Source organism: Natronococcus sp. A-GB1 (assembly GCF_029688845.1).
Classification (GTDB): Archaea; Halobacteriota; Halobacteria; order Halobacteriales; family Natrialbaceae; genus Natronococcus.
In genome coordinates this window covers 150390-171284 of sequence record NZ_JARUKW010000002.1, presented here as the reverse complement: position 1 = coordinate 171284, position 20895 = coordinate 150390, and the positions used below count along the sequence as shown (strand labels likewise).

Annotated in this window: 17 protein-coding genes; 10 read left to right on the top strand and 7 right to left on the bottom strand. The window is 63.7% G+C overall.

Annotated elements, in window-relative coordinates:
- Positions 1-187: 187 nt before the first annotated feature.
- On the bottom strand, positions 188-568 hold the full coding sequence (locus tag QA600_RS03520) for a hypothetical protein (protein ID WP_278290576.1): 381 nt from the start codon (positions 566-568) through the stop codon (positions 188-190).
- Positions 569-731: 163 nt separating this feature from the next.
- On the opposite strand from QA600_RS03520, the gene QA600_RS03515 reads away from it, so the two are divergent.
- Together QA600_RS03515 and QA600_RS03510 are read left to right on the top strand one after the other, a co-directional pair.
- Positions 732-1049 carry a DUF5783 family protein gene (locus tag QA600_RS03515; protein WP_278290575.1) on the top strand — a complete coding sequence of 106 codons (318 nt, stop codon included), beginning with the start codon at positions 732-734 and terminating at the stop codon, positions 1047-1049.
- A 48-nt stretch (positions 1050-1097) separates the two neighbouring features.
- Positions 1098-1454: a NifU family protein gene (locus QA600_RS03510; RefSeq protein ID WP_278290574.1), complete on the top strand. Its 357-nt coding sequence runs from the start codon at positions 1098-1100 to the stop codon at positions 1452-1454.
- A 55-nt stretch (positions 1455-1509) separates the two neighbouring features.
- On the opposite strand, the gene QA600_RS03505 is transcribed toward QA600_RS03510, so the two are convergent.
- The 4 genes from QA600_RS03505 to QA600_RS03490 all read right to left on the bottom strand — a co-directional run bounded on the left by QA600_RS03505 (position 1510) and on the right by QA600_RS03490 (position 10361).
- Positions 1510-2409 carry a ketopantoate reductase family protein gene (locus QA600_RS03505; protein WP_278290573.1) on the bottom strand — a complete coding sequence of 300 codons (900 nt, stop codon included), beginning with the start codon at positions 2407-2409 and terminating at the stop codon, positions 1510-1512.
- Positions 2410-2449: 40 nt separating this feature from the next.
- Positions 2450-2749 (bottom strand): hypothetical protein, encoded by a 300-nt coding sequence (locus QA600_RS03500; RefSeq protein ID WP_278290572.1) that lies wholly within the window; start codon positions 2747-2749, stop codon positions 2450-2452.
- 261 nt (positions 2750-3010) lie between these two features.
- Positions 3011-4546 (bottom strand): alkaline phosphatase, encoded by a 1536-nt coding sequence (locus tag QA600_RS03495; protein ID WP_278290571.1) that lies wholly within the window; start codon positions 4544-4546, stop codon positions 3011-3013.
- 103 nt (positions 4547-4649) lie between these two features.
- A complete protein-coding gene (locus QA600_RS03490) occupies positions 4650-10361 on the bottom strand; it encodes a DNA-directed DNA polymerase II large subunit (RefSeq protein ID WP_278290570.1) in 5712 nt (1903 codons plus the stop codon).
- Between the two features lie 359 nt (positions 10362-10720).
- Here QA600_RS03490 and QA600_RS03485 point away from each other — a divergent pair, with 359 nt between their 5' ends.
- From QA600_RS03485 to QA600_RS03460, 6 genes are all read left to right on the top strand, one after another.
- Entirely contained in the window at positions 10721-12400 is a 1680-nt protein-coding gene (locus QA600_RS03485) for an ABC transporter substrate-binding protein (protein WP_278290569.1), read from the top strand.
- A 95-nt stretch (positions 12401-12495) separates the two neighbouring features.
- Positions 12496-13494 carry an ABC transporter permease gene (locus QA600_RS03480; protein ID WP_278290568.1) on the top strand — a complete coding sequence of 333 codons (999 nt, stop codon included), beginning with the start codon at positions 12496-12498 and terminating at the stop codon, positions 13492-13494.
- 2 nt (positions 13495-13496) lie between these two features.
- Complete coding sequence (locus tag QA600_RS03475; protein WP_278290567.1) at positions 13497-14498, top strand: ABC transporter permease; 1002 nt, start codon at positions 13497-13499, stop codon at positions 14496-14498.
- A 2-nt stretch (positions 14499-14500) separates the two neighbouring features.
- On the top strand, positions 14501-15616 hold the full coding sequence (locus tag QA600_RS03470; RefSeq protein ID WP_278290566.1) for an ABC transporter ATP-binding protein: 1116 nt from the start codon (positions 14501-14503) through the stop codon (positions 15614-15616).
- Entirely contained in the window at positions 15609-16940 is a 1332-nt protein-coding gene (locus tag QA600_RS03465) for an oligopeptide/dipeptide ABC transporter ATP-binding protein (protein ID WP_278290565.1), read from the top strand. The genes QA600_RS03470 and QA600_RS03465 overlap by 8 nt, the downstream gene beginning before the upstream one ends.
- A gap of 175 nt (positions 16941-17115) precedes the next feature.
- On the top strand, positions 17116-17271 hold the full coding sequence (locus tag QA600_RS03460) for a hypothetical protein (protein ID WP_278290564.1): 156 nt from the start codon (positions 17116-17118) through the stop codon (positions 17269-17271).
- A 52-nt stretch (positions 17272-17323) separates the two neighbouring features.
- Here QA600_RS03460 and QA600_RS03455 read toward each other — a convergent pair whose 3' ends face one another.
- Both QA600_RS03455 and QA600_RS03450 read right to left on the bottom strand, forming a co-directional pair.
- Positions 17324-17824 carry a hypothetical protein gene (locus QA600_RS03455; RefSeq protein ID WP_278290563.1) on the bottom strand — a complete coding sequence of 167 codons (501 nt, stop codon included), beginning with the start codon at positions 17822-17824 and terminating at the stop codon, positions 17324-17326.
- Positions 17825-17902: 78 nt separating this feature from the next.
- Positions 17903-18064, bottom strand: a complete 162-nt coding sequence (locus QA600_RS03450; RefSeq protein ID WP_278290562.1) for a hypothetical protein — start codon at positions 18062-18064, stop codon at positions 17903-17905.
- A gap of 119 nt (positions 18065-18183) precedes the next feature.
- Here QA600_RS03450 and QA600_RS03445 point away from each other — a divergent pair, with 119 nt between their 5' ends.
- Entirely contained in the window at positions 18184-19035 is an 852-nt protein-coding gene (locus QA600_RS03445) for a CBS domain-containing protein (protein ID WP_278290561.1), read from the top strand.
- Positions 19028-20803, top strand: coding sequence for a glycine--tRNA ligase (gene glyS, locus QA600_RS03440; protein WP_278290560.1), 1776 nt, complete (start codon positions 19028-19030; stop codon positions 20801-20803). Before QA600_RS03445 ends, glyS begins: the two co-directional genes overlap by 8 nt.
- The last annotated feature ends 92 nt before the right edge of the window (positions 20804-20895 follow it).

Genomic DNA, 20895 nt, shown 5'->3' with positions numbered 1-20895 from the left:
CGCGGACGGATTCTATATCGCAATATGAAATTTATTGGTGCGTCCGGGTCGGACTGCCTCACCACGAAAGACCGATAGCGGCGAACTCGCTTCTGACGCCGACCGCTCGCAAAAATTGCAGCGACCGTACCTTGACATAGCCGGTCAGTAAGCGGTTATTACGGCGGGCGAACTCAACTCCGGGGCGTCAGCGGGAGCCGTCCGGAATCGCATCGCCAAGCGAGACGCCGTTTAGAACGCTCCGGATCTCGAGCGGATCGGTCCGGTTCTCGAGGCGGTCGTGTAGTCGGGACATACACTCGAGCAGCCCCTCGACGGCGGCCCCTCGGGTCGGCACGCGACCGATGCACTCGGTGAGCGCCCGGTCATCGAGTGCGTACCGGTACTGCAGTTCCCAGCAGTGGCCTAATCCGAGTCCGGGATGGAACCCGTCGGCGGTCGTCTGGTCCGCGATGAGTTCGATCGGTGGCCGAGCGTGACGGTACGCGAGGTAGCCACGACAGCACTCGACCGGCCCCCATCCTGGCGGAAGCGCTTCCGGCGGGACGGGGTGTTGATCGGATGACATCGTTGCCGGCTATCCCGGTGAGAGGGATGGTGGTGCCGCTTGCGTACGCGTGCGCCGTATGTAGGAACCCCGTACCGTATCAGTGTCGTTACTAGTACCCGTGTTAACTGGGGTCAAGCGGACGATCGTCCGACTTTTGTCCTCGCTCGCGTTCGTAGACGGTATGGCAGAGTTCGACCCCGAGAAGTTCGAGGACAAGTACGCCAACTACTTTCCCGAACTCCAGCAAGCCTACAAGAACGCGTTCAATCGGATGAACGACCGCTACGACTCCGAACTGGTCCACGCGATCGACCAGCAGGTCTTGAACGAGAGCGAGCCGTTCTACGAAGGGGGTGGGGAATTCCGCGTCGAACTCCCCGACGACCCCTACGACCGGGTGACGGGCGTGCTGGTCGAGGAGGAGCGCTTCGAGGAGGTCCTCGAGATCCACATCGAGGAGATCGAACGGGAACTCGAGCGGGTCTTCGAGTTCGACTGAACGGGAAGCGACGGAAGGTTTAGGGAGGTTCGCCCCCAACGGCGGGACATGAGCACCGAAACTCAGGACGGAGACGATCTCGAGGACCGCGTCTCGAACTTCCTGCGACGGAACTTCCCGCAGATCCAGATGCACGGCGGCTCGGCGGCGATTCAGGACCTCGACCGCGAATCCGGCGAAGTCACCATCGCGCTCGGTGGCGCCTGCAGTGGCTGTGGGATCTCACCGATGACGATCCAGGCGATCAAGAGCCGAATGGTCAAGGAGATCCCCGAGATTGAGAAGGTCAACGCCCACACCGGCATGGACGGCGGCGACGACATGGGCGGCGGCATGAGCCCCTCGTTCCCCGGCGAAACCGTCGACGACGGCGAGTCCGACGAGGGACCAGAGGCTCCGTTCTAAGGCGTCGTTTCCGATCCGTTCTCGTGTTTTCTCTGGAATCGAGAGCTGCCGGACTCTATCGGAGGCCGCGTCCCCGTTCCCACGTCCGTACGAGCGCCGCAAGCATGCGGTTCGTCGGAGCTTCGAGCCCGCATTCGGCCGCCCGCTCGAGGACGTAGCCGTTGATCGCGTCGATCTCCGTTCGGCGTTCCGCGAGAACGTCCTGGCGCATCGAAGAGGTGTTGGCCGCCGTCTCCGCGACGACTCGCTCCGTCGCCGCGAGCGCCTCGCGGTTCGAGAGCCCGACGCCCTCGGCGCGGGCGACGCGAGCCGTCTCGCGAGCCGCCCCGCGAGCGAGGTCCGCGGCCGGCTCCTCGAGCACCGCCGCGTTCTCGGTCGCGGTCAGCGCTGTCACCGGATTGATCGCGGCGTTGACCGCGAGCTTCTCCCAGAGCCGGCAAGGCATCGACTCGGAGGCCGTGGCCTCGAGCCCTGCTGAGCGAAAGGCGTCGGCAGTACGGTCGGCGACCGTGGATCCGCCCCCGCGGCGGTCGCCGAGGACGATCTCGCCGACCCCGGTACACTCGACGACACCCGGTTCCCGCAGAACGGCGCCGTAGGAGGCCGTTCCGGCGAGTACGGGCTCGCCCAGCGTCTCGGCGAGTACCTCCTCGTTTCCCATCCCGTTTTGCAGGGAGAGGACGGCGTCGAACGCCCCCGTCGAGAGCGTTTCGGCGGCCCGCCTCGTGTCGTAGGATTTCACCGCCACGATCGCGAGGTCGGCCGCGAGTTCCGTGCCGGCGGTCGTCGCCTGCGGCTCGACTATCGCCTCGAGCTCGCCCTCGAGGACGAGCCCGCGCTTCCGGACGGCATCGACGTGGGCCTCGCGTCCGACGAGCGTTACCTCGTGTTCGCGCGCGAGAACGCCACCGACGAGACTCCCCAGGCTGCCGGCGCCAAAGACGACGATCTCCATCGCTCGAGGGGTGGTTTCGGAACGATAAAAACGGTTGTCGTTAGTCCTCAGTCCAGTAGTACAGATCCTCGCGATCGGCGCCACAGGACGGACAGCTTTCGGGTAGCTCGGAGTCGAGCCGTCCCATCTCTCCACACTCCCAGCAGCGCCACATAAGGTGGGCCTCGCCGAACTCCTTTCCCGAACGGACGTGCTCCACGCTCATCCCCTCGAGCCCCTCGCGCATCGTGACGTAGAACCCGTCCTCGTCGAACCCGCGGATGCGCCCGACCTGGGTCCCGTCCTCGGTGTAGATCTTCGTGCCGAACCCGAGACGAGTGGTGTCGCCGTTTTCGGTCATGCGATCTCCGACGCGCTCGAGCGTCATAAAGGGAATACGGTCCTCGGACGGCCTGAACGTGCCGTTCTCGAGAACGTTCCGCGCTCCGACCGACCGACTGCCAGCCGAGTGGTAAACCACTGCCCGCGATATTAATTCGGTCCGGGATCCGATCACGAGCGAGAGGGAAACGGCTACCGGGTGACGAACGGCGGAAACTCCGTCTTCAGAGCTCCGAAAATCGCGATCGCTCGACGAAGCGCTCGAGTCGGACGCCTCCCGTCACTTGACCCCCAGCGCGTCGGCCATCACGTCGGCGATGTCGGTGTTGTCACGCGCTCTGTCGAAGAACTCGGCGTTCGGCCCGTCGGCGTACAGCGGCACGTCGACGCCCGTGTGACCGTGGGAGGTGAAGTCGATCAACATCTGCCTGTTGAGCATGTCGCGGAGCGCCGGAACCTCGGCGTAGAGCGGGCCGAGATCGATCGCTCGGTAGATATCGGCGTCGGAGTGGTTTCGATCCACATCCTCGAGTTCGATCCCCGCGACCTCCGACATGACGGTCTGGAGGTCTTCGACGTCCTCGACTTCCTCGTCGATCGCGGGTACGATCCCCTCGGTGACACTGGCCTGGAGCGCGTCGATCATCTCGTAGTCGACGTTGTAGATCCCGTCGCGACCGAGCGAGAAGCCGCCGCACTCGTGGTCGGCGGTCGTCACGACGGTCGTCGGCGCCGTCCCATCGTCCCGCGCGAAGTCGAGGCAGGCGCCGACGGCCCGGTCGCCCTCGAGCTGTTCGTCGAGGATCGCCGGGTCGTTCTTGTGCCCACAGTGGTCGACCCGTCCCGCCTCGACCATGACGAAAAAGCCCTCGTCGTTCTCCGAGAGGAGATCGAGCGCCTTCTCGGTCATCTCGACGAGTCCCGGCTGGGTCGTGTCGGACTGGCGATCGAGGTAGTAGTTCAGGTGGCTGTCGTCCTCGGTGAAGAGCCCGAGAACGGGCGACTCCTCCACGTCTGCGAGTTCCTCGTCGGTCTCGACGATCCGGTACCCCTGCTCTTCCGCGGCGCCGAGCAAATCCCGACCGTCGTCGCGCTGCTCTGGGTCGAAGTGGGCCTTCCCGCCGCCCAACAGGACGTCGACGTCGGCCGCGTCGATGTACTGTTCGGCGATCTCGTCCTCCATCGACCGGTGGGGGACGTGGGCGGCGAACGCAGCCGGCGTCGCGTGGGTGATCCGCGTGGTCGTCACCAGCCCCGTCGCGAGCCCCGCGTCGCTGGCCGCCTCGAGGATCGTCTCGACGGGAACGAACTCGCCGTCCTCGTTCCTGATGCCGCCGATCGCGCCGTTGTACGTCTTGACCCCGGCGCCGATCCCGGTGGCCGAGGCGGCGCAGTCGATCGCGCCCGGACTCGTCGCTCCGGCCGCCGAGTCGATGACGACCTCGTTAGGATCGTCGGGGAAGACGGTCATCGTCCCGTGGGCCTCGTGGCGGTCCATGTGCAGCGGCGTCTCGGACGGATCGGCGTTCAGCGGGAACTGCTCTGGGTCCTCCTGGTAGGCCTTCAGGTAACGGGCGCCCGTGACCTGAGTCGGGCCCATTCCGTCGTGGATGAACGTGATCGCGTTTCGACACTCCTCCGCGCGATCCGCGTCGCTCTCCTCGTCACCGTCGTCGGCGGCCGCTCGACCGGAGAGGGCAGCACCCCCGGTGAGTGCACCGACTCCCTTGATGAACGATCGCCGCTCGGTCGCGACCGACGGGAGCGCCTCCGGATCGGGTTCGATACTACCACTACAACAGTTATCGTGGCTCATAAAAGGGTGTCAACATACCACACTATTTGATTTCCGCCTTCTAATTAATGGTAAATATAAGATCCGTCCAGACGGAGAGTGGCCGGCGAGCGACGACGCGAAATTACATGAAGTCCTCGATCCCGGACTGCTTGTTTTTGTCGTTCTCGAAGATGCTCTCGAGCGATTTCTCGAGCACCTCGAGGCGCTGTTTCGTGTAGTCCCGGCAGTCGTACTCGTCAGCAACCTGGATCGCGGTCTGCATGTACTTGTTGACCGACCCCTGGTGGACGGTGAGGTTGACGCGGCCACCACACTTCCGGCAGTCCCCCGTCAGGGGCATCCGGCGGAACTTCTCGCCGCAGTCGAGACAGCGGGTCTCCTGACGCGAAAAGGCCCGCAGGTTCCCGATCAGATCCGGCAGGAAGTGGTACTCGATCACCCGTTCGGCGACGTCGGTCTCGTCGACGGCCCGGAGCTTCCGGGAGAGCTCGAGCTGGGCGTCCATCTTCTCCATCATCGACCCGAGCGTCTTGTACGCCGAGAGGTCGGGTCCCATCGCGATGTCGGTGACGTCGTGGGTGTGTTCGAACCCGGTGTACTCGAGGTCGGTGCCGAGGGTGTCCTCGCCGATCCGAATGTCGACCTCGCCGGGGTCGGCCTGCTCTAAGGTCGCCTCGTAGAACTCGCGGGGGTACTGCGAGGCGATGTCGATGTTGTGGGCCTCGTCGTCGATCTCGGAAGGGTCGATCCTCGAGGACATGACCAACGGTGCGTCCATCGAGTTGTGTGCGTAGAGCCAGTTCGCTGTGAAGATCGGATCACCGCCGACCTGCAGATCGTAGAGATAGCCGTCGTACTCGACGCGTTTGATATCAGTAATCCGAAGGTACGAGAGATCACCGTCGACCAACGGCCGGATTTCCTCGAGTTTCGTCTCGGCTTCGTTCGGAAGATCGCGACGATCGAGTTCGTCGATGATCTCCTCGAGTTTCTCGAGCGAGATGTTGTCGCGTCGCTTCAGATACTTCGGAATCAGCTGTTTGATCCCCTCGATCTCCATCTCACGGATTCCCATCAGTTCGTCGGGAATGGAGACGACGAGACTTTTCGGCTGGTACGGTTCGTTCCCGTCGAGAATTTGCTCGAGCGGATTTCGGGAGGCACCCCCGGAGACGGAGACCGTATAGATCGGTTGTCGTGACGAATCTCGCTCGCGATGCGAGACGTTCGCGACGAGTCCGAGGCGGTGACAACAGAAGACGATCCCGTCTTTGACGTTCTCACTCGTCGTGTGGAATTCGATCGACGTGTAGTTGTCGTCGCTGGATTCGGAGCCATCGCCAGCGATGAATCCGCGCAAGAAGGCGAGGACGACGTCGCGTTCGGCTCGGAGGATACGGTCGGGAACGATCTTTTCGCTCGAGTTGTACGAATCGCAGTCCTCGAAACCGAGCTCGTGCAACACGTCGAAGAAGACGGCCGGAAATGCGACCTCGTAGGCCTTGTTCGACCAGCGAACGCTTGGCTCGCAACCGAGCACGGACTCGGTCGTCTCGACAACTCGATCGACGAGTTTCTCGTCCGCGTTGTGGATCGCCGGTCGCGTTCCCGAAAGCGATCCTTCCGCGACGAACATCCCGAGTAGCCACGCGAAGTTCTCGTCGACGTCGATGTGGCGATCGATGCAGTCCGACGATCCCTTCCAGCCGATCGAACAGCCAGCGGGGAGATCGGCATCGTCGTGTTCGGATTCGATTTCTTCGAGCGTTTCACGACAGACTTTCTTCTTCGAGAGCCGGTAAGAGAGGCCACCGTCGAAGGCAACGCGTGTATCACCGCCGCGTTCCGCGTCGTTCCAGACTTCGGTCAGCCACTCCTCGTGCTCGGTATCGAGTAACACGTACGGATCGTCGACGCATTTGAGCGTATCGATCGTCGTTTCGATCGGTTCTACGCCGAGATTTTGTGGTGCAACGATGAGGTCTCCTTTCTCGAGGTCGGAGCCGGCGATCTCCTCGATCCCGTCGTCGTACCGGAAGAGGCTGTGATCGGTCGTGATCTCGAGTTCGCGTCCGAACTGCGTGGAGATCCGTAGTAGCTCCTCGTCGTCGTCGGCCTCGTACCGGATCGCCTTCTCGATCGGCTTCGGTGCCGCCTCGTGCTCGTCGTCGAACGCGTAGGTTGTCCATCCCTCGAGCGCGGCGGCCTTCTTGTGGAACTTGCCGTCGATCTCGATCGGGACGTCGAGTTCGTCCCAGAACTCGTCGAAGGTCATGAACCGCAGGTTACCGTCGGGATCGAACGCGATCAGTCGCGAATCCTCCGCGACGCTGCCGCCGCGCTTGTCCGGGAGATACGACCGGGAAAAGTTCAGGAGTCCGTCCATAAGCAACATTACGCAGTCCTCGTCCCCGTCGCATTGCGCCGTGTGCAGTCCGTTCGCCACGAGCGTGTTCGTGTCCGAAACCGTGAGACAGTAGGTGTACTCGACATCGGATGGAACGATTTCGACTCGTTTCACTATATCAACCGTCTGACCGCTACCGTCCGCGATACCCGCTGTTCGTGTACTCGAGTTCGCTCCGTTCGTCGAGCCAGCGCCCGCCGGAGTCGGAATCTCGTCGTCGGCCTCGAGTTCGCTTGCGACGACCCGCTCGAGACCGTCGTTCCAGACGACCATCGTGTGGTCCGGTGTAACCGTCAACGACCGACCGTTGCGAGTTTCGACGCGGATCAGATGGTCGGGTGCGGGATGTTTCGAAACAGCTTCGACCGACCGGGTTACGTGGCGTCCGTCGTCATCGATCGACGGAACGGCGACGGATCCGTCGAACTCCTGAATCAACGTACCGAAATCGTCTTCGCGAGGATCAGTCAGTCGCGACTCGACGAACGTCTCGATCGATTCCTCACGGACGACTCCCGATTCATCTTCGTAACGAATCGTTGTCTCAGGGTGGAAGCAATTGCGGCGTTTCGCGGCGTGAAAGTACGGATGTGCGTATCCGACCGCAGCGCTCGTGAATCCAATCACTCTTCCGACAGTTGCCGCACTCGTGTGTGGCGCCATCCCGAACACCAGCTCGCCGACGAGCTCCTGTCGATCCTCGAGCTCGTAGAACGGCTCGAGCCCGTAGTACTGCTCGAGGAGGTCGTCGATGAAGTCGGCGGTCTGCATCATGTGCTCGGCGGCCCCGTCCGAGAGGACGATATCCTGTACCTTCAGCTCGACCAGCTGGTCCTCGTGGACGAGAGGGTCGCCGTGGATGTCCGTCTCGTAACCGAGCGCCTGGAGCTGGCCGACGTCGACGTCGAGTTCGGTGGCCCGTACGGAGGTGACGGGCAGGTCGGTCATGTCGTATCGGACGGTGCCGTCCTTGAACGACGAGACGTCGTGTTTGGCCCGCAACACGCCCTTCTCGATGGGCTCGGGGACTTTCGTCGTCGAGGTCAGCCCCTTCACGCCCTTGAGGATCTCGAAGGCGTTCTCGCGCTCGCCGACCGACTCGAGGGCGTCGCGATACTCCTCGTTGAGGTCGACCTCGCGGCGCTCGACGCAGGTGGCCTCGACCTCACAGCGGCCACACTCGACGCGACCCGCCTCGTCAGGTTCGATCTGCGTCTCGCAGTCGGGACAACGGTAGTCGGGCGTCGTCCGTTCGTTACAGTCCGGGCACCGGTTCTTGAACGTCTCCGTTCCGCAGTTCTCACAGCGCTGGCGACCGATCTCGAGTTCGACGACGCCGGGTGTATCCGACATCGTCTCGGCGTGTTTGGCCGCGTCCGCGACGTTGCGCTGTGGACCTCCGGCCTCGCCGATCGGGAACAGGGTGTGGACCGGCGGGCTCAGGTCCCGGCGCTCCGACTTCTCGGGACGGCCCATCCGATTGCCGATACGCGTGGGCGCGCGCTCTCGAACCGCGAAGGGGGCGACCTCGTTGACCGCCTCGATGGCGTTGTCGCCTTCCTCCTCGTGGCCCCACGTGCGGGCACGCTCGGAGAGGTCGCCGTCGCTCCAGGTGCGCTCGAGTTCGACGCTCGGACGTCGATCCCGAGCGTCGGGGTCGGCCGCCGCGCCGTCGGCGACCGTTTCCCTGGGCTCGCAGCCGATCGTGTGCGCGAACGGTTTCCAATCGTCGATCTCGATCCGGCCGTCGTCGGGACGCTGGCGGTGCTCGACGATGATCGCCTCGAGGGCCTCGCGGACGGCGTCGTCGTGGTCGAGGACGAGCGTTCCGTCGCCGCTGTCGGCGCGTTCGATCCGACCGTTCGCGACCGCGTCGGCGAGCCTACGGAACTCCGCGACGGAGACGTCGTGCCAGAGGTAGGTGTACTGCGGGTGAAGCGGCGCGTCGTACGACGTTGCCCACTCGAGGGCCCGGTCGGCCTCGGGGTTCTCGAGGTCGATCCGGGGGTCGTCCTCGAGGGCCTGGACGTCCGCACCCGCGGCCTCGAGATCCTGGATCCACCACTCGAAGACGTACGATGCGGGCGAGAGGGGATGGTTGTTCTCGACGAACTCGCCGTAGTTGACCAGGTACTCGCCGGCGTCGAGGATCCGCTCGACGCCGTTTCTGATCTCGAGGGCCTCCTGGGGGTCGTCGATTCGGCGGACGTCGCCGTTGGCCAGTTTGACCGTCGGGCCGTCGATCGTGTCGACCGGGACGATCCCGTGGGCCTTACCGGGTCGCTCGGTCTTGATCTGGGTCCCGGTCGCGAGGAAGTCGTCGAGGAGGTGCATCGTCGCGGGGTGGACCCCGCCGGTCGCGAAGCCGTGGTTGCGCGCGCGGCCGTACCGGAGCCGGAAGCCGCCCGCGGCGCTCGGATGCGAGAAGACGGGACGGCCGGCGATCAGATCGCGGAGGAACTTCTGGGAGGGCTTCGCCCGGACGGGGCCCTCGGGGTCGGCGGGCTCCGTCTCGCGCTCGCCGTCACCGTCGGACTCATCGTCTGCCTCATCATCTTCGTCCTCCGCCGCGTCGGCCGCGTCGTCGGCGTAGTTGCCGTCGATGAGGTCCTGGAGCCAGGGCCAGTCGATCTCGTCGAGCGCGGAGGTGTAGCGCTGGATCTTCGGGGCCTTCAGGGCGATCCCCTCGGCCAGGACGAGACACATCCCGCCGCGGGCGTTGTTGGTGTCGACGCGCTCTAAGTCCCGGAACCCGGAAACCTCCTCGTCGCCCGTGGCCTCCCCGTCGAGCATGATTGGGAGGTGTTTGGCGATGAACTTCGTCTCCTTATCCTTCGGAGTGTACTGTAGTCCCGTCTCCTTGTCGTAGAGGCCGATCTCCTCGGCGTAGCGTTCGACCTCCTCGCTGCGAGCATCGTACTGTTCGATGCCGACGAGTGCGCGCGTGTAGTCGGCGACGAGCACCGAGAGGGCCTGGGCGGTCCCGCCGGCCGAGCGGATCGGCCCCGCGTAGTAGACGTTGACGAACTCCGTGCCGTCGTCGTTCTCGAGCAGTTCGACCCTATCGATCCCCTCGATGGGGGCGGCGACGACGCCCTCCGTGAGCAGGGCGACCGCCGTGCGAACCGCCCCCTCGACCTTGCCGGCTCTCGTCTCGTAGTCGCCGACTCGCCCCTCCGCAAAGTCCTCTGCGAGCTCTAGAGCGGCCTCCTCGCGGCTCATCTCGCCCTCGAGTTCGCGGACGCGCTCGGCGACACCGTCGATCCCGAGGATGTTCTCGACGCGGTCGGCCATGTCCTTGGCGACCGGGATCTCGACTTCGGGTTCGGGATCGGCGCCCCGCTCTTTGGCCCGTTCGGCGACGTCGAACGCGGTATCGAGCTGGGACTCGAGTCGGCGGAAGTAGCGTTCGTCTTCCTCGCGCATCTCAGAACCGGTGGTCGAGTTCGGTCGTCTCGTTACCCTCGTGCTCGGCGCTGGCGACGTCCACGTCCTCGGTCGCGGGTTCGGCGGCTCGATAGTTCATACGAGACTACTGTGGCGGCCGAGTGAAAAAGCACACCGGTCCGGACGACGGAGAAATATTCGGTGCGGCCGACCGATCGTGCGAGGAACACCGGCGGCTACGTCCGGCAGGAGTTTGTAATTATAAACCCCGATGTTTTAAAAAATCAAGAGTGATGTCCACAAGTGGATGTTGTTGTATAATATCGAGTATTGGTCGCTCGTCTTTTGAGTGGGAACCAAAACATATATACTTTGGTGCTACGGCCATTACTGTGAGAATGGCAAACAATCAGCAGGTATGGACCCGACGGCACATGCTCGCCTCGGGTGCTGCGGTTTCCGCAGCGGCTGTTGCAGGGTGCATCGGTGGGAACGGCGACGACGACAACGGCAACGGTAACGGAGAAGACGAGGTCGCGGACATCAGCGAGTATCAACACGACGGGGAGGAGCCTGACGACGAGGATCGGAGCGACCAACTCGAGTTCCTCCAGCCAGCTGACCGCGACGAGGACTTCGACCCCGTCGTCACGTTCGACTCCTACAGCCAGCAGGTCGTCAACCTCGTGTTCGACGGCCTCTACGAGTGGGACGACGGCCTCGAAGTCGAGCCGAAGATCGCTGACGGGATGCCAGAGGAGGACGACGACGGCGAGACGTACTATATCGACATCCAGGAGGGTATCGAGTTCCACAACGGCGACGAGGTCACTGCAAGCGACGTCGCCCACTCCTTCCTGGCCCCGGTCGAGGAGGAGACCGAGAACGCGGCGACCTACGCGATGATCGAGTCGGCCGAGGCGATCGACGACTACTCGCTCGAGGTCAACCTCGAACACCCCTACGGTCCCTTCACGCTCTCGACGGTCGCGATCAACGTCGTTCCCGAGGAGGTCCGAACGGAGGACACCGACGCGTTCAACACGGATCCGATAGGTTCGGGTCCCTTCCAGTTCGACGAGTTCCAGGAGGGCGAGTACGTCGAACTCGAGCGCTGGGACGACTACTGGGACGAACCGCAGCCGTATATCGAACGAATTCGGTTCGAGGCAACGCCCGACGACGCCAACCGCGTCGCACAGATCCTCGCTGGCGACACCGACGTCATCGACACCGTGCCCGCGACGGAGTGGGACGAGGTCGACGGCGCCGACGGAGTCCGGATCCACGGCTCCCGCAGCCCGTCGTACATGTACCTGGCGTTCAACTGTAACGAGGGCGAAACGACCGATCCCGACGTGCGACGTGCGGTCGGTCACTCGTTCTCGATGCAGGATTTCGTCGACGACCACCTCGGTCCCGCGGCTGACGCGCTCTCGAGCCCGGTCCCGCAGATCACCAACGAGGAGGGTGGCTGGGACTTCCCGGTCGACGACTGGCAGGAGCAGATGCCCGAGTACGATCCGGATCAGGCCGAGGAACTCCTCGAGGAGGCCGGCGTTCCGGACGACTGGGAGCCCCGAATCATCGCACCCGAGGGTGGACCCCGCGAGGCGCTGGCCGAGCGGATCGGCTCGCGACTCAGCGAGATCGGATACGGCGCCGACGTCCAGGGCATGTCGTTCGCGACGCTCGTCGACACCTACCCGACCGGCAACGCCGACGACTACGAGATGTACCTGCTGGGCTGGACCGGTGGTCCCGACCCCGACGTCTACTACTACAACCTCTTCCACGAGAGCCAGGAGGGCGTCGGCCAGGGGCACTTCTACGAGGGGCAGGGCGAGTTCCACGACAACATCCTGAACGCCCGCGAGAGCGCCGACCAGGAGGAACGACGTGAGCTGTACATCGACGTTACCGAGGAGATCATCGAGTACATGCCAGTGTTGCCGGCCTACTCCGAACACAACACGATGGCAGCCCGTGAGGAGGTCCAGGACCTCCACGCACATCCGTCGGTGAGCTACAACCCGCGCATCGTCTCCGAGTACCAGAACACCTGGATCGACGAGTAACGTCGCCACACGCCAGCCTTTGCCTCTCGTACTCGAACCGTTTTGTACGGAAGGAATTAACTAACCCGAAAAATAATCCAATTACAGCCCGATATATGGGACTCCTTCGCTACACGACCTATCGACTCATTCAAGCGATCCCGGTTCTGATCGGTGTCTCTATCCTTACGTTCGCTCTCGCTAACCTGACCCCCGGCGATCCGGTCAGGCTCATGCTACAGGGACAGGAAGCCGATCAGGAGACGATCGAGCGGCTCGAAGCACAGTACGGCCTCGACCAACCGATACACGAGCGGTATCTCACCTACATGGGGGGTCTCGTGCAGGGCGATATGGGCCATAGCTTCCACCGGAACGCGCCGGTCTCTGAGCTGATCGCCAACCGGATCGGCCCGACCCTGCTGCTCGTACTCTCGGCGTACGTGTTCGCGCTCGCCACGTCGATCCCCCTCGGTATTATCGCCGCCAAGCGACGCAACGATCCCTTCGATCACGTCTCGCGCATCGTTGCGCTGTTCGGCGTGAGTACGCCGTCGTTCTGGATCGGGATCATGCTGATCCTGATCTTCGCGGTTCAGCTCGGTTGGCTGCCCTCCAGCGACCTCGTCTATCCGTGGTGGTCGCCGGAGACGTACGGCCACGACGGGTACGGCGAACACTTCTATCAAGTGATACGCCACCTGCTGTTGCCGATGATCGCGCTCGGAACGCTCCAGATGGCAACCCTGATGCGGGTCGAACGAACCCAGATGATCGAGTCGCTTCAGGGAGAGTACGTCAAGCTCGCGCGAGCCTACGGCGTCCCCGAACGGACGATCATGCGGAAGCACGCATTCCAGGTCGCTCAGCTGCCGATCATTACGATCGTCGGACTCAACCTCTCGACGGCGCTGGGGGGCTCCGTCCTCATCGAGTTCGTCTTCGATATCAACGGGCTCGGACGGCTGTTCTACGAGGCGATCATACAACTCGACTACCAGCTTATTATGGGAATTACGATGATCATCGCAACGATGTTCGTTATCGGTGTCGTCATCACCGACATCGCGTACGCCTACATCGATCCACGCGTCACGTACGGGGAGAGTGAATAATCATGGCGGTAGGTGAATCACAGATCGGAAGCGGCTCCGAACCGGCCGAAAAGGAAGTCGAACCCGACACCGGGTGGCGAAACACCGCCAGAAAAATAAAACAGGATACGACCGCCCGCTGGGGGATGTACGTTATCGGGTTCGTACTCGCTATCACGGCCTACACGCTCGTCGACGGCAATCTGTCTCGGCTCACGTTCGGCACGATGTCGGACTTTACCTTCGCCGAGGCACTCCCGTTCTTCGAGCACCCCGAGCGGCTGCCGGCACCGGGCGAGGCCGAGACGAACCAGCCGCCCGCGTTCCACGCCGACGGGTCGCTCTCGCACCCGCTGGGTACCGACCCGAACGGCCGGGACTACTTCACTCGGATCGTCTACGGGGCCCAGGTATCAGTCACCGTCGGGATCGCCGCGACGTTTCTCGGACTGGTCGGCGGCACGGCCGTCGGGGCCGTCGCCGGCTACTACGGCGGCTGGGTCGACGACGCACTGATGCGCGCCGTCGAGACGGTGTACGCGATCCCACCGCTGATCCTCATCATCGTCTTTACCGTCTTCGTCAGCGGCGGCAGTCCGGACGTCCAGTTCGCGATCGTCGGCGTCGGACTCGCGTTCGTGCCGGTGTTCGCCCGGATCATCCGCAGCGAGGTGTTGTCAGTCCGCGAGATGGATTACATCGAAGCCGCGCGGGCGGCCGGGGTAAAGGACCGAAACATCATCCTCCGGCATGTCATCCCGAACAGCTTCGCACCGGTGATGGTTTATGCGACCCTCCAGATCGGCGTGACGATCCTCATCGTCGCCGGTCTCTCGTTCCTCGGATTCGGGGCACAGCCCCCGACGCCGGACTGGGGCGAGATGCTTAACACTTCCCACGGATACATGCACTCGAACGTCTGGCTGTCGATCTGGCCAGGAGTAGCGATCATGATCACGATTATGGGATTCAACCTCTTCGGAGACGGTCTCCAGGACGCTCTCGATCCACGGCTTGAGGACTAACAATGAGTTCCGAACCACTACTTCGCGTCGAGAATCTCAAGACGCAGTTCTTTACGAACGCTGGTACAGTGCGCGCAGTCGACGGGATCTCCTTCGAGGTCCACGAGGGCGAGATCGTCGGCCTCGTTGGGGAGAGCGGCGCCGGTAAAAGCGTCGCCTCGATGAGCCTGTTACGGCTCGTCGAACACCCCGGCGAGATCGTCGCCGGCGAGATTACCTACAAGGGGGAGACGCTCTTCGGCCTCGAGGAGGGCCCCGACGGCGAACTCCGCGAGCGCGAGGACATGCTCTCGAACCAGGCAGTGCGAGATCGGATCCGGGGCAACGAGATCGCCGTCATCTTCCAGGACCCGATGGAGTCGCTCAACCCCGTGTTCAAGGTTGGCGGGCAGATCCGGGAGTTCATCGAACTCAACCGCGATCTCTCGGGGAAGGAGGCCAAGGCGGAAGCAATCCAGATGCTCCGGGAGGTCGGCATTCCCGACCCCGAGGAGCGCTACGAGGAGTACCCCCACCAGTTCTCGGGCGGGATGCGCCAGCGCGTGCTAATCGCGATGGCGCTGGCCTGCGAGCCGAGTCTCATCATCGCCGACGAGCCGACGACGGCGCTGGACGTCACCGTCGAGGGCCAGATCATCGATCTCGTCGACGATCTCCAGGAGAAGTACGACACGAGCTTCGTCTGGGTCACCCACGATATGGGCGTCGTCGCGGAGATCTGCGACCGAGTCAACGTCATGTATCTCGGGGAGATCATCGAGCAGGCACCGGTAGACGAACTGTTCTACGACACCAAACATCCCTACACGCAGGCGCTATTGAAGTCGATGCCACGGCCCGACCGCACGGTCGAGGAGCTCGATCCGATCGAGGGTGTGATGCCCGAAGCGATCTCGCCGCCGTCGGGCTGTCGGTTCCACCCGCGGTGTCCGGACGCCAGGGAGGTTTGTCAGCGAGTGCATCCGGAGCCCAAAGAGGTCGACCGCGCCGACGGATACCCGCACAACGCGGCCTGCGTCAAACACGACGTCTTCGACGTCGGCTACGACGAGAGCCCGCCGCTCGAGACGGAGCCACAGCTGACCGCGAGCACGCCCGGAGGTGAGAACGGTGAGTAGTCCGGCCGAGTCGGGGCCGACAAACGAGCCCGGCAGCGAGCCGCTGGTCCGCGTTCGAAATCTCAAGAAGTACTTCAACCAAGATTCGGGCCTTCTAAGCGGGATCTCGTTCGACTCGAGCCAGTTCCCGCCGATCGACGTCGGCCAGCAGCGGGTCAAGGCCGTCGACGACGTGGACTTCGAGATCCGACGGGGTGAAACCCTGGGGCTCGTCGGCGAGTCCGGCTGCGGAAAGAGTACGCTCGGGCGGACGCTGTTGCGGCTGCTCAAGCCGACCGAGGGAACGATCGACTTCAAGGGCGAGGACCTGGCGGAAATGACCGGCGAGGAACTCCGCCAGAAGCGCTCGGATATCCAGATGATCTTTCAGGATCCCCAGGCGTCTCTCGACCCGCGGATGAAGGTCGGCAAGATCGTCGAAGAGCCGATGCAGGCCCACGGAATGTTGGACGGCGAGGGCCGCGAACAGCGGGCGAAGGAACTGCTCGAGAAGGTCGGGCTCGACCCCCACCACTACAACCGCTACCCCCACGCGTTCTCCGGCGGGCAGCGCCAGCGGGTCAACCTCGCGCGGGCGCTGTCGGTCGATCCTGAGTTCATCGTCTGCGACGAGCCCGTCTCGGCGCTCGACGTTTCGATCCAGGCCCAGGTGCTGAACACGATGGAAGAGCTCCAGGAAGAGTTCGGGCTGACCTACCTCTTTATCGCCCACGATCTCTCGGTGATCCGGCACATCTCCGACCGGGTCGCCGTGATGTATCTCGGCAACATCGTCGAACTCGCCGACAAGGAAGAGCTGTTCGAGAACCCCCAACATCCCTACACGAGGGCGTTGCTCGACTCGATCCCCGTCCCCGATCCTCGGGAGCGAGACGCCCGGGGGGTCCTCGAGGGCGAGGTCCCCAGTCCGGTCAATCCGCCGTCGGGCTGTCGATTCCGCACCCGGTGTCCGCGTCTGATCGCCCCCGAGGGGTACGAGTGGACCGACGAGGAGTGGGCCCACACCCGAACGTTCATGCGCTCGGTCAAGCGTCGGACGTTCGAGCCGATGCCCGCGGGCGAGCTCCGGCAGGAGTTCTTCGGTGGTGACCTTCCCCATGGCGAGGCCGGCGAGATCGTCACGGAGGCGATCGATCTCGTCGCGACCGATCACGACGACAGCGAGGAGCACGACGAGGACCACGACGACTGGGAGGAGGCCCGCGAACTGCTGCTCGAGTCGTTCGCCCGCGAGAGTATCTGTGCGACCGAGCGACCGGCCTACGAGATCCAGCCGGAGTACGGTACCGATACTCACTTCGCGGCCTGTCACCTCCACCGCTGATCTCCGGCGACCTTCTCCGAGGCGTGCTCCGATCCGTGAGCCGTAGGCTCGTTGGGTTCGATCGCTCCGCTCGACGCCGTTTGATAGGGTGAGACGTATCCCGTGGGAACTATCATACAGAACTATCTTTGGTGGTATAAAGTCTTAAGCGGCCGACATCACTATTAACTCGTGAATGAGTAAGATTATGTCAATCCTGGCGACGACCACGGTGTTCGGTATGAAGGTGCGACGAGCGATCGACAACTCGCCGGAGTTCACCGGCGTTCAGACGAGCGACGACGGCCGACCCGAGACGCAGGCTCCGGCCGGCGGGATGCTCACCGGGTAGTCGGCGGTCGTACTCGAGCGGAATCAGCATTCAATCGACGCAACGGGTTTTGTCAACGGATCGTGACGGTCGTACTGTCGCTCGGTCGGAAGCTTCCCTCGTGAGTCGCCACGAAGACCCTGATCTCGTACTCATCGGGATCGGGAACGACCGACTCGCGGTAGTCCCCGCGGTGGCGTTCGAACCGACCGTTCCAGACGAACGACGTTCGCTTCCGTTCCCCGCCGCCGAACGAGAAGGAACTCGGCCGACTGCGGGTGTAGCGATCCTCGTCGCTGGCCTCGAGGAGCCCGTCGATCGTCCACCCCCAGCGGCGCTGTTCGGGTGTCGGGATATCGATCGGCACCGGCAGGGGGTTCTTGAACTCGACGGTGATCTCGACGGGGTCGTCGCGGTCGTAGACCTGCCGATCGGTTTCGACGGAGACCCGAAGCAGCCGTCGCGCCAGCGCCGTCGGAACCAGCGCGGCGAGGAAGTTCGCGGTCGTGTACCTGGAGTCGTCGTCGGCGCCGGATCGTTCGCTCCGGTCGCTCCGAGGGGTCGGTCCAACCATCTATCGAAAAGCAAGCGCCTGAGGTGCAAGTACTGTGGGGAGACGGAACCGCTACTCACCGGAGTTCGGGCGACCGGTTCACCGCATCGACGGCAGCGTCGGCGCGTCGTCGGCCCGCATCGAGAGCCACGCGTCGTCCACCGAGATGTCCGCGATAACGTAGCGGTCGCCGAACTCGGTCGGATCGACCGCGCCGACGACCGTCTCGTCACCGGCGAGAGTGAGATCGGATGACATCATACATGAATGTGAATGCCTGACACATATAAACGCGTCGGAACGGACCGTTCACCGTCGGCGCGCCCGTCCGCAAATGAAACACTGGGTTTATACTCATTTTCGCCGTACCGGGTACCATAATGAACGTAGCCGACGCGATGACGCCTCGAGAAGACGTGGTGACCGTCGAGTTACCAGGCACTCGCGAGGACGTCCTCGAGTACCTGCAGGAACAGTCGTTCTCGTCAGTTCCGGTCGTCGCGGAGGAAGGGGGCAGCATGGAGTACCGCGGCCTGGTCTCCCGAGACGTCCTGATCGAACAGCCCGACGAGGACCAGCTCGTCATGCTGATGGACGACGTCCCGTCGACGACGGCCGACACCTCCCTCGAGGAGGTCGCCCGACTGATGTTCGACGAGGGCGAGCGCCGGATTCCCGTGGTCGACGGGGAGTTCGAGGGAATCGTCACGGTGACCGACGTCGTCCACGCGATCGCGACCGGCGACCAGGAGACCGACGACACCGTCGAGGGCCACTCGAGCGGGAACGTCAACACGACCTACGAGGGTGCGCCGCTGCCGGTCGCCGAGCGCGAGCTGTACTACGCGAACGTTCCCTACACCGTCGCACTCGACGACGACGGCGAGATGAGCGGCGTCCTCACCGAGGTCGACATCATCGACGTCGCCCGCATCGTCGAGGGCGAGGAGGAGACCGGTGACAACTTCCCGGATCAGGACGCCCAGTGGTCCTGGGAGGGGATCAAGGGCGTCGGGAGTCGCTACCTGCCGACACGGGACATCGAGATCCCGAACGGCGCCGTTCGGGAGTTCATGAGCGAAGACGTGGTGACGGTCTCGGCACAGACGTCGATCCAGGAAACCGCCCAGCGGATGATCAGCAACGATATCGAACAGCTCCCGATGGTGACGGGCGAACAGCTCGTCGGCGTCGTGCGAGACGTCGACCTCCTGGAGGCCCTCTATGAGTGAGGCGAACGACTCCGACGCGACCGACCAGCCCACAAGCGAGAAGCTGGTCGAACTCGCCAAGCGGCGGGGGTACTTCTTCCAGTCCTCGGGCGCCTACGGCGGCGTCGGCGGCTTCTACACGTTCGGTCCGCAGGGTGCATCTCTGAAGGGCAACGTCGAGGACGCCTGGCGCGACCGCTTCGCCGTCGCGGAGGGCAACATGGAGATCGACGCCCCGACGATCATGCCCGAGCCGGTGTTCGAGGCCTCAGGTCACCTCGAGGGGTTCGACGACATGCTCGTCGAGTGTCCCGAGTGTGGTGAGAGCCACCGTGCAGACCACGTCGTCGAGGACAACACGAGCTACGAGGACGCCGAGAGCCTCCCCATCCCGGAGGTCGAGGAGGTCATTGCCGAGTACGAGCTCGTCTGTCCCTCCTGTGGTGCGGGACTGGCGGGCCAGGCCGTCGAGACGTTCAACCTGATGTTCGACACGAACATCGGCCCCGGCGACTCCCAGCCGGGCTACCTACGTCCCGAGACCGCCCAGGGGATCTTCGTCGAGTTCCCACGCCTGAAGGAGTACGCCCGCAACCAGCTGCCGTTCGGCGTCACCCAGATCGGTCGCGCCTACCGCAACGAGATCAGTCCGCGCCGATCCATTATTCGGACGCGCGAGTTCACCCAGGCCGAACTCGAGTACTTCGTCGATCCCGAGACCGACGAACCGCCCCTCGAGCGCGTCGAGGACGTCGAAGTTCGTCTCTACCCCGTCGGCGAACAGAACGACGAAAACGGGTCGGAGATCGAGACGACGATCGGCGAAGCGGTCGAAGAGGGCGTCATCGCCGACGAGTGGGTCGCGTACTTCCTCGGGGTCGCCAAACCCTGGTACGAAGCTGTCGGCGTCGACATGGACCGGTTTCGGTTCCGCCAACACCTCTCGGGCGAGCGGGCCCACTACGCGGCGGACTGCTGGGACGCAGAGAGTGAAATTGATGGAAACTGGATCGAGATGGCCGGCTTCGCCAACCGGACCGACTACGACCTCTCGAAACACGAGGAGTACTCCGAGGACCGCTTTACGATCTTCAAACAGTACGACGAGCCAAAGACCGTCGAACGGGCGACCGTCGATCCCGACATGAGCTACCTGGGACCGGAGTTCGGCGGCGCGGCGGGGGACGTCGTCAGCGAACTCGAGACGCTGGCCGAACGGGACCGTTCGGCGTTCGAGGGCAAGACCGTCGAGGTCGAACTCGAGGACGAGAGCCACGAGCTCCCGGTCGAGAAGACCGGGTTTTCGGTCGACGAGGAGACGATCGCCGGCGAACACGTCACGCCCCACGTCATCGAACCCTCCTTCGGCGTCGATCGGGTCGTCTACACCGTGCTCCATCACGCCTACAGCGAGGACGAGGTCGACGGTGAGGAACGAACCTACCTCGAGCTCGATCCCGAGGTCGCACCCACCTTCGTCGGCGTCTTCCCCCTGCAGAGCGACGACGAGCTCGAGGCCGTCGCGAACGGTGTCGTCGACGACCTCCGCGAGGCGGGGCTCTCCGTGACGTATGACGACTCGGGTAACATCGGTCGGCGCTACCGCCGCCAGGACGAGGTCGGGACGCCGTTCTGTGTAACGGTGGACTACGAGACCGTGGAGGCCGAGGAGACGACCGTCACCGTTCGCGAGCGAGATTCAACCGAACAGAAGCGACTCGCGGTGGATAAGCTCGCCGAAACGCTGGCCGCGATCCGAAACGGCGACCGCGAGTTCGAGGCACTGTAGCGTCGCCGTCTCTCGAGGTCGATCGGAGGAGCGGCCGCCAATGCAACGATCGTCGCTACATCCTTATTCTACTGGCGCGCATACCGTACTCG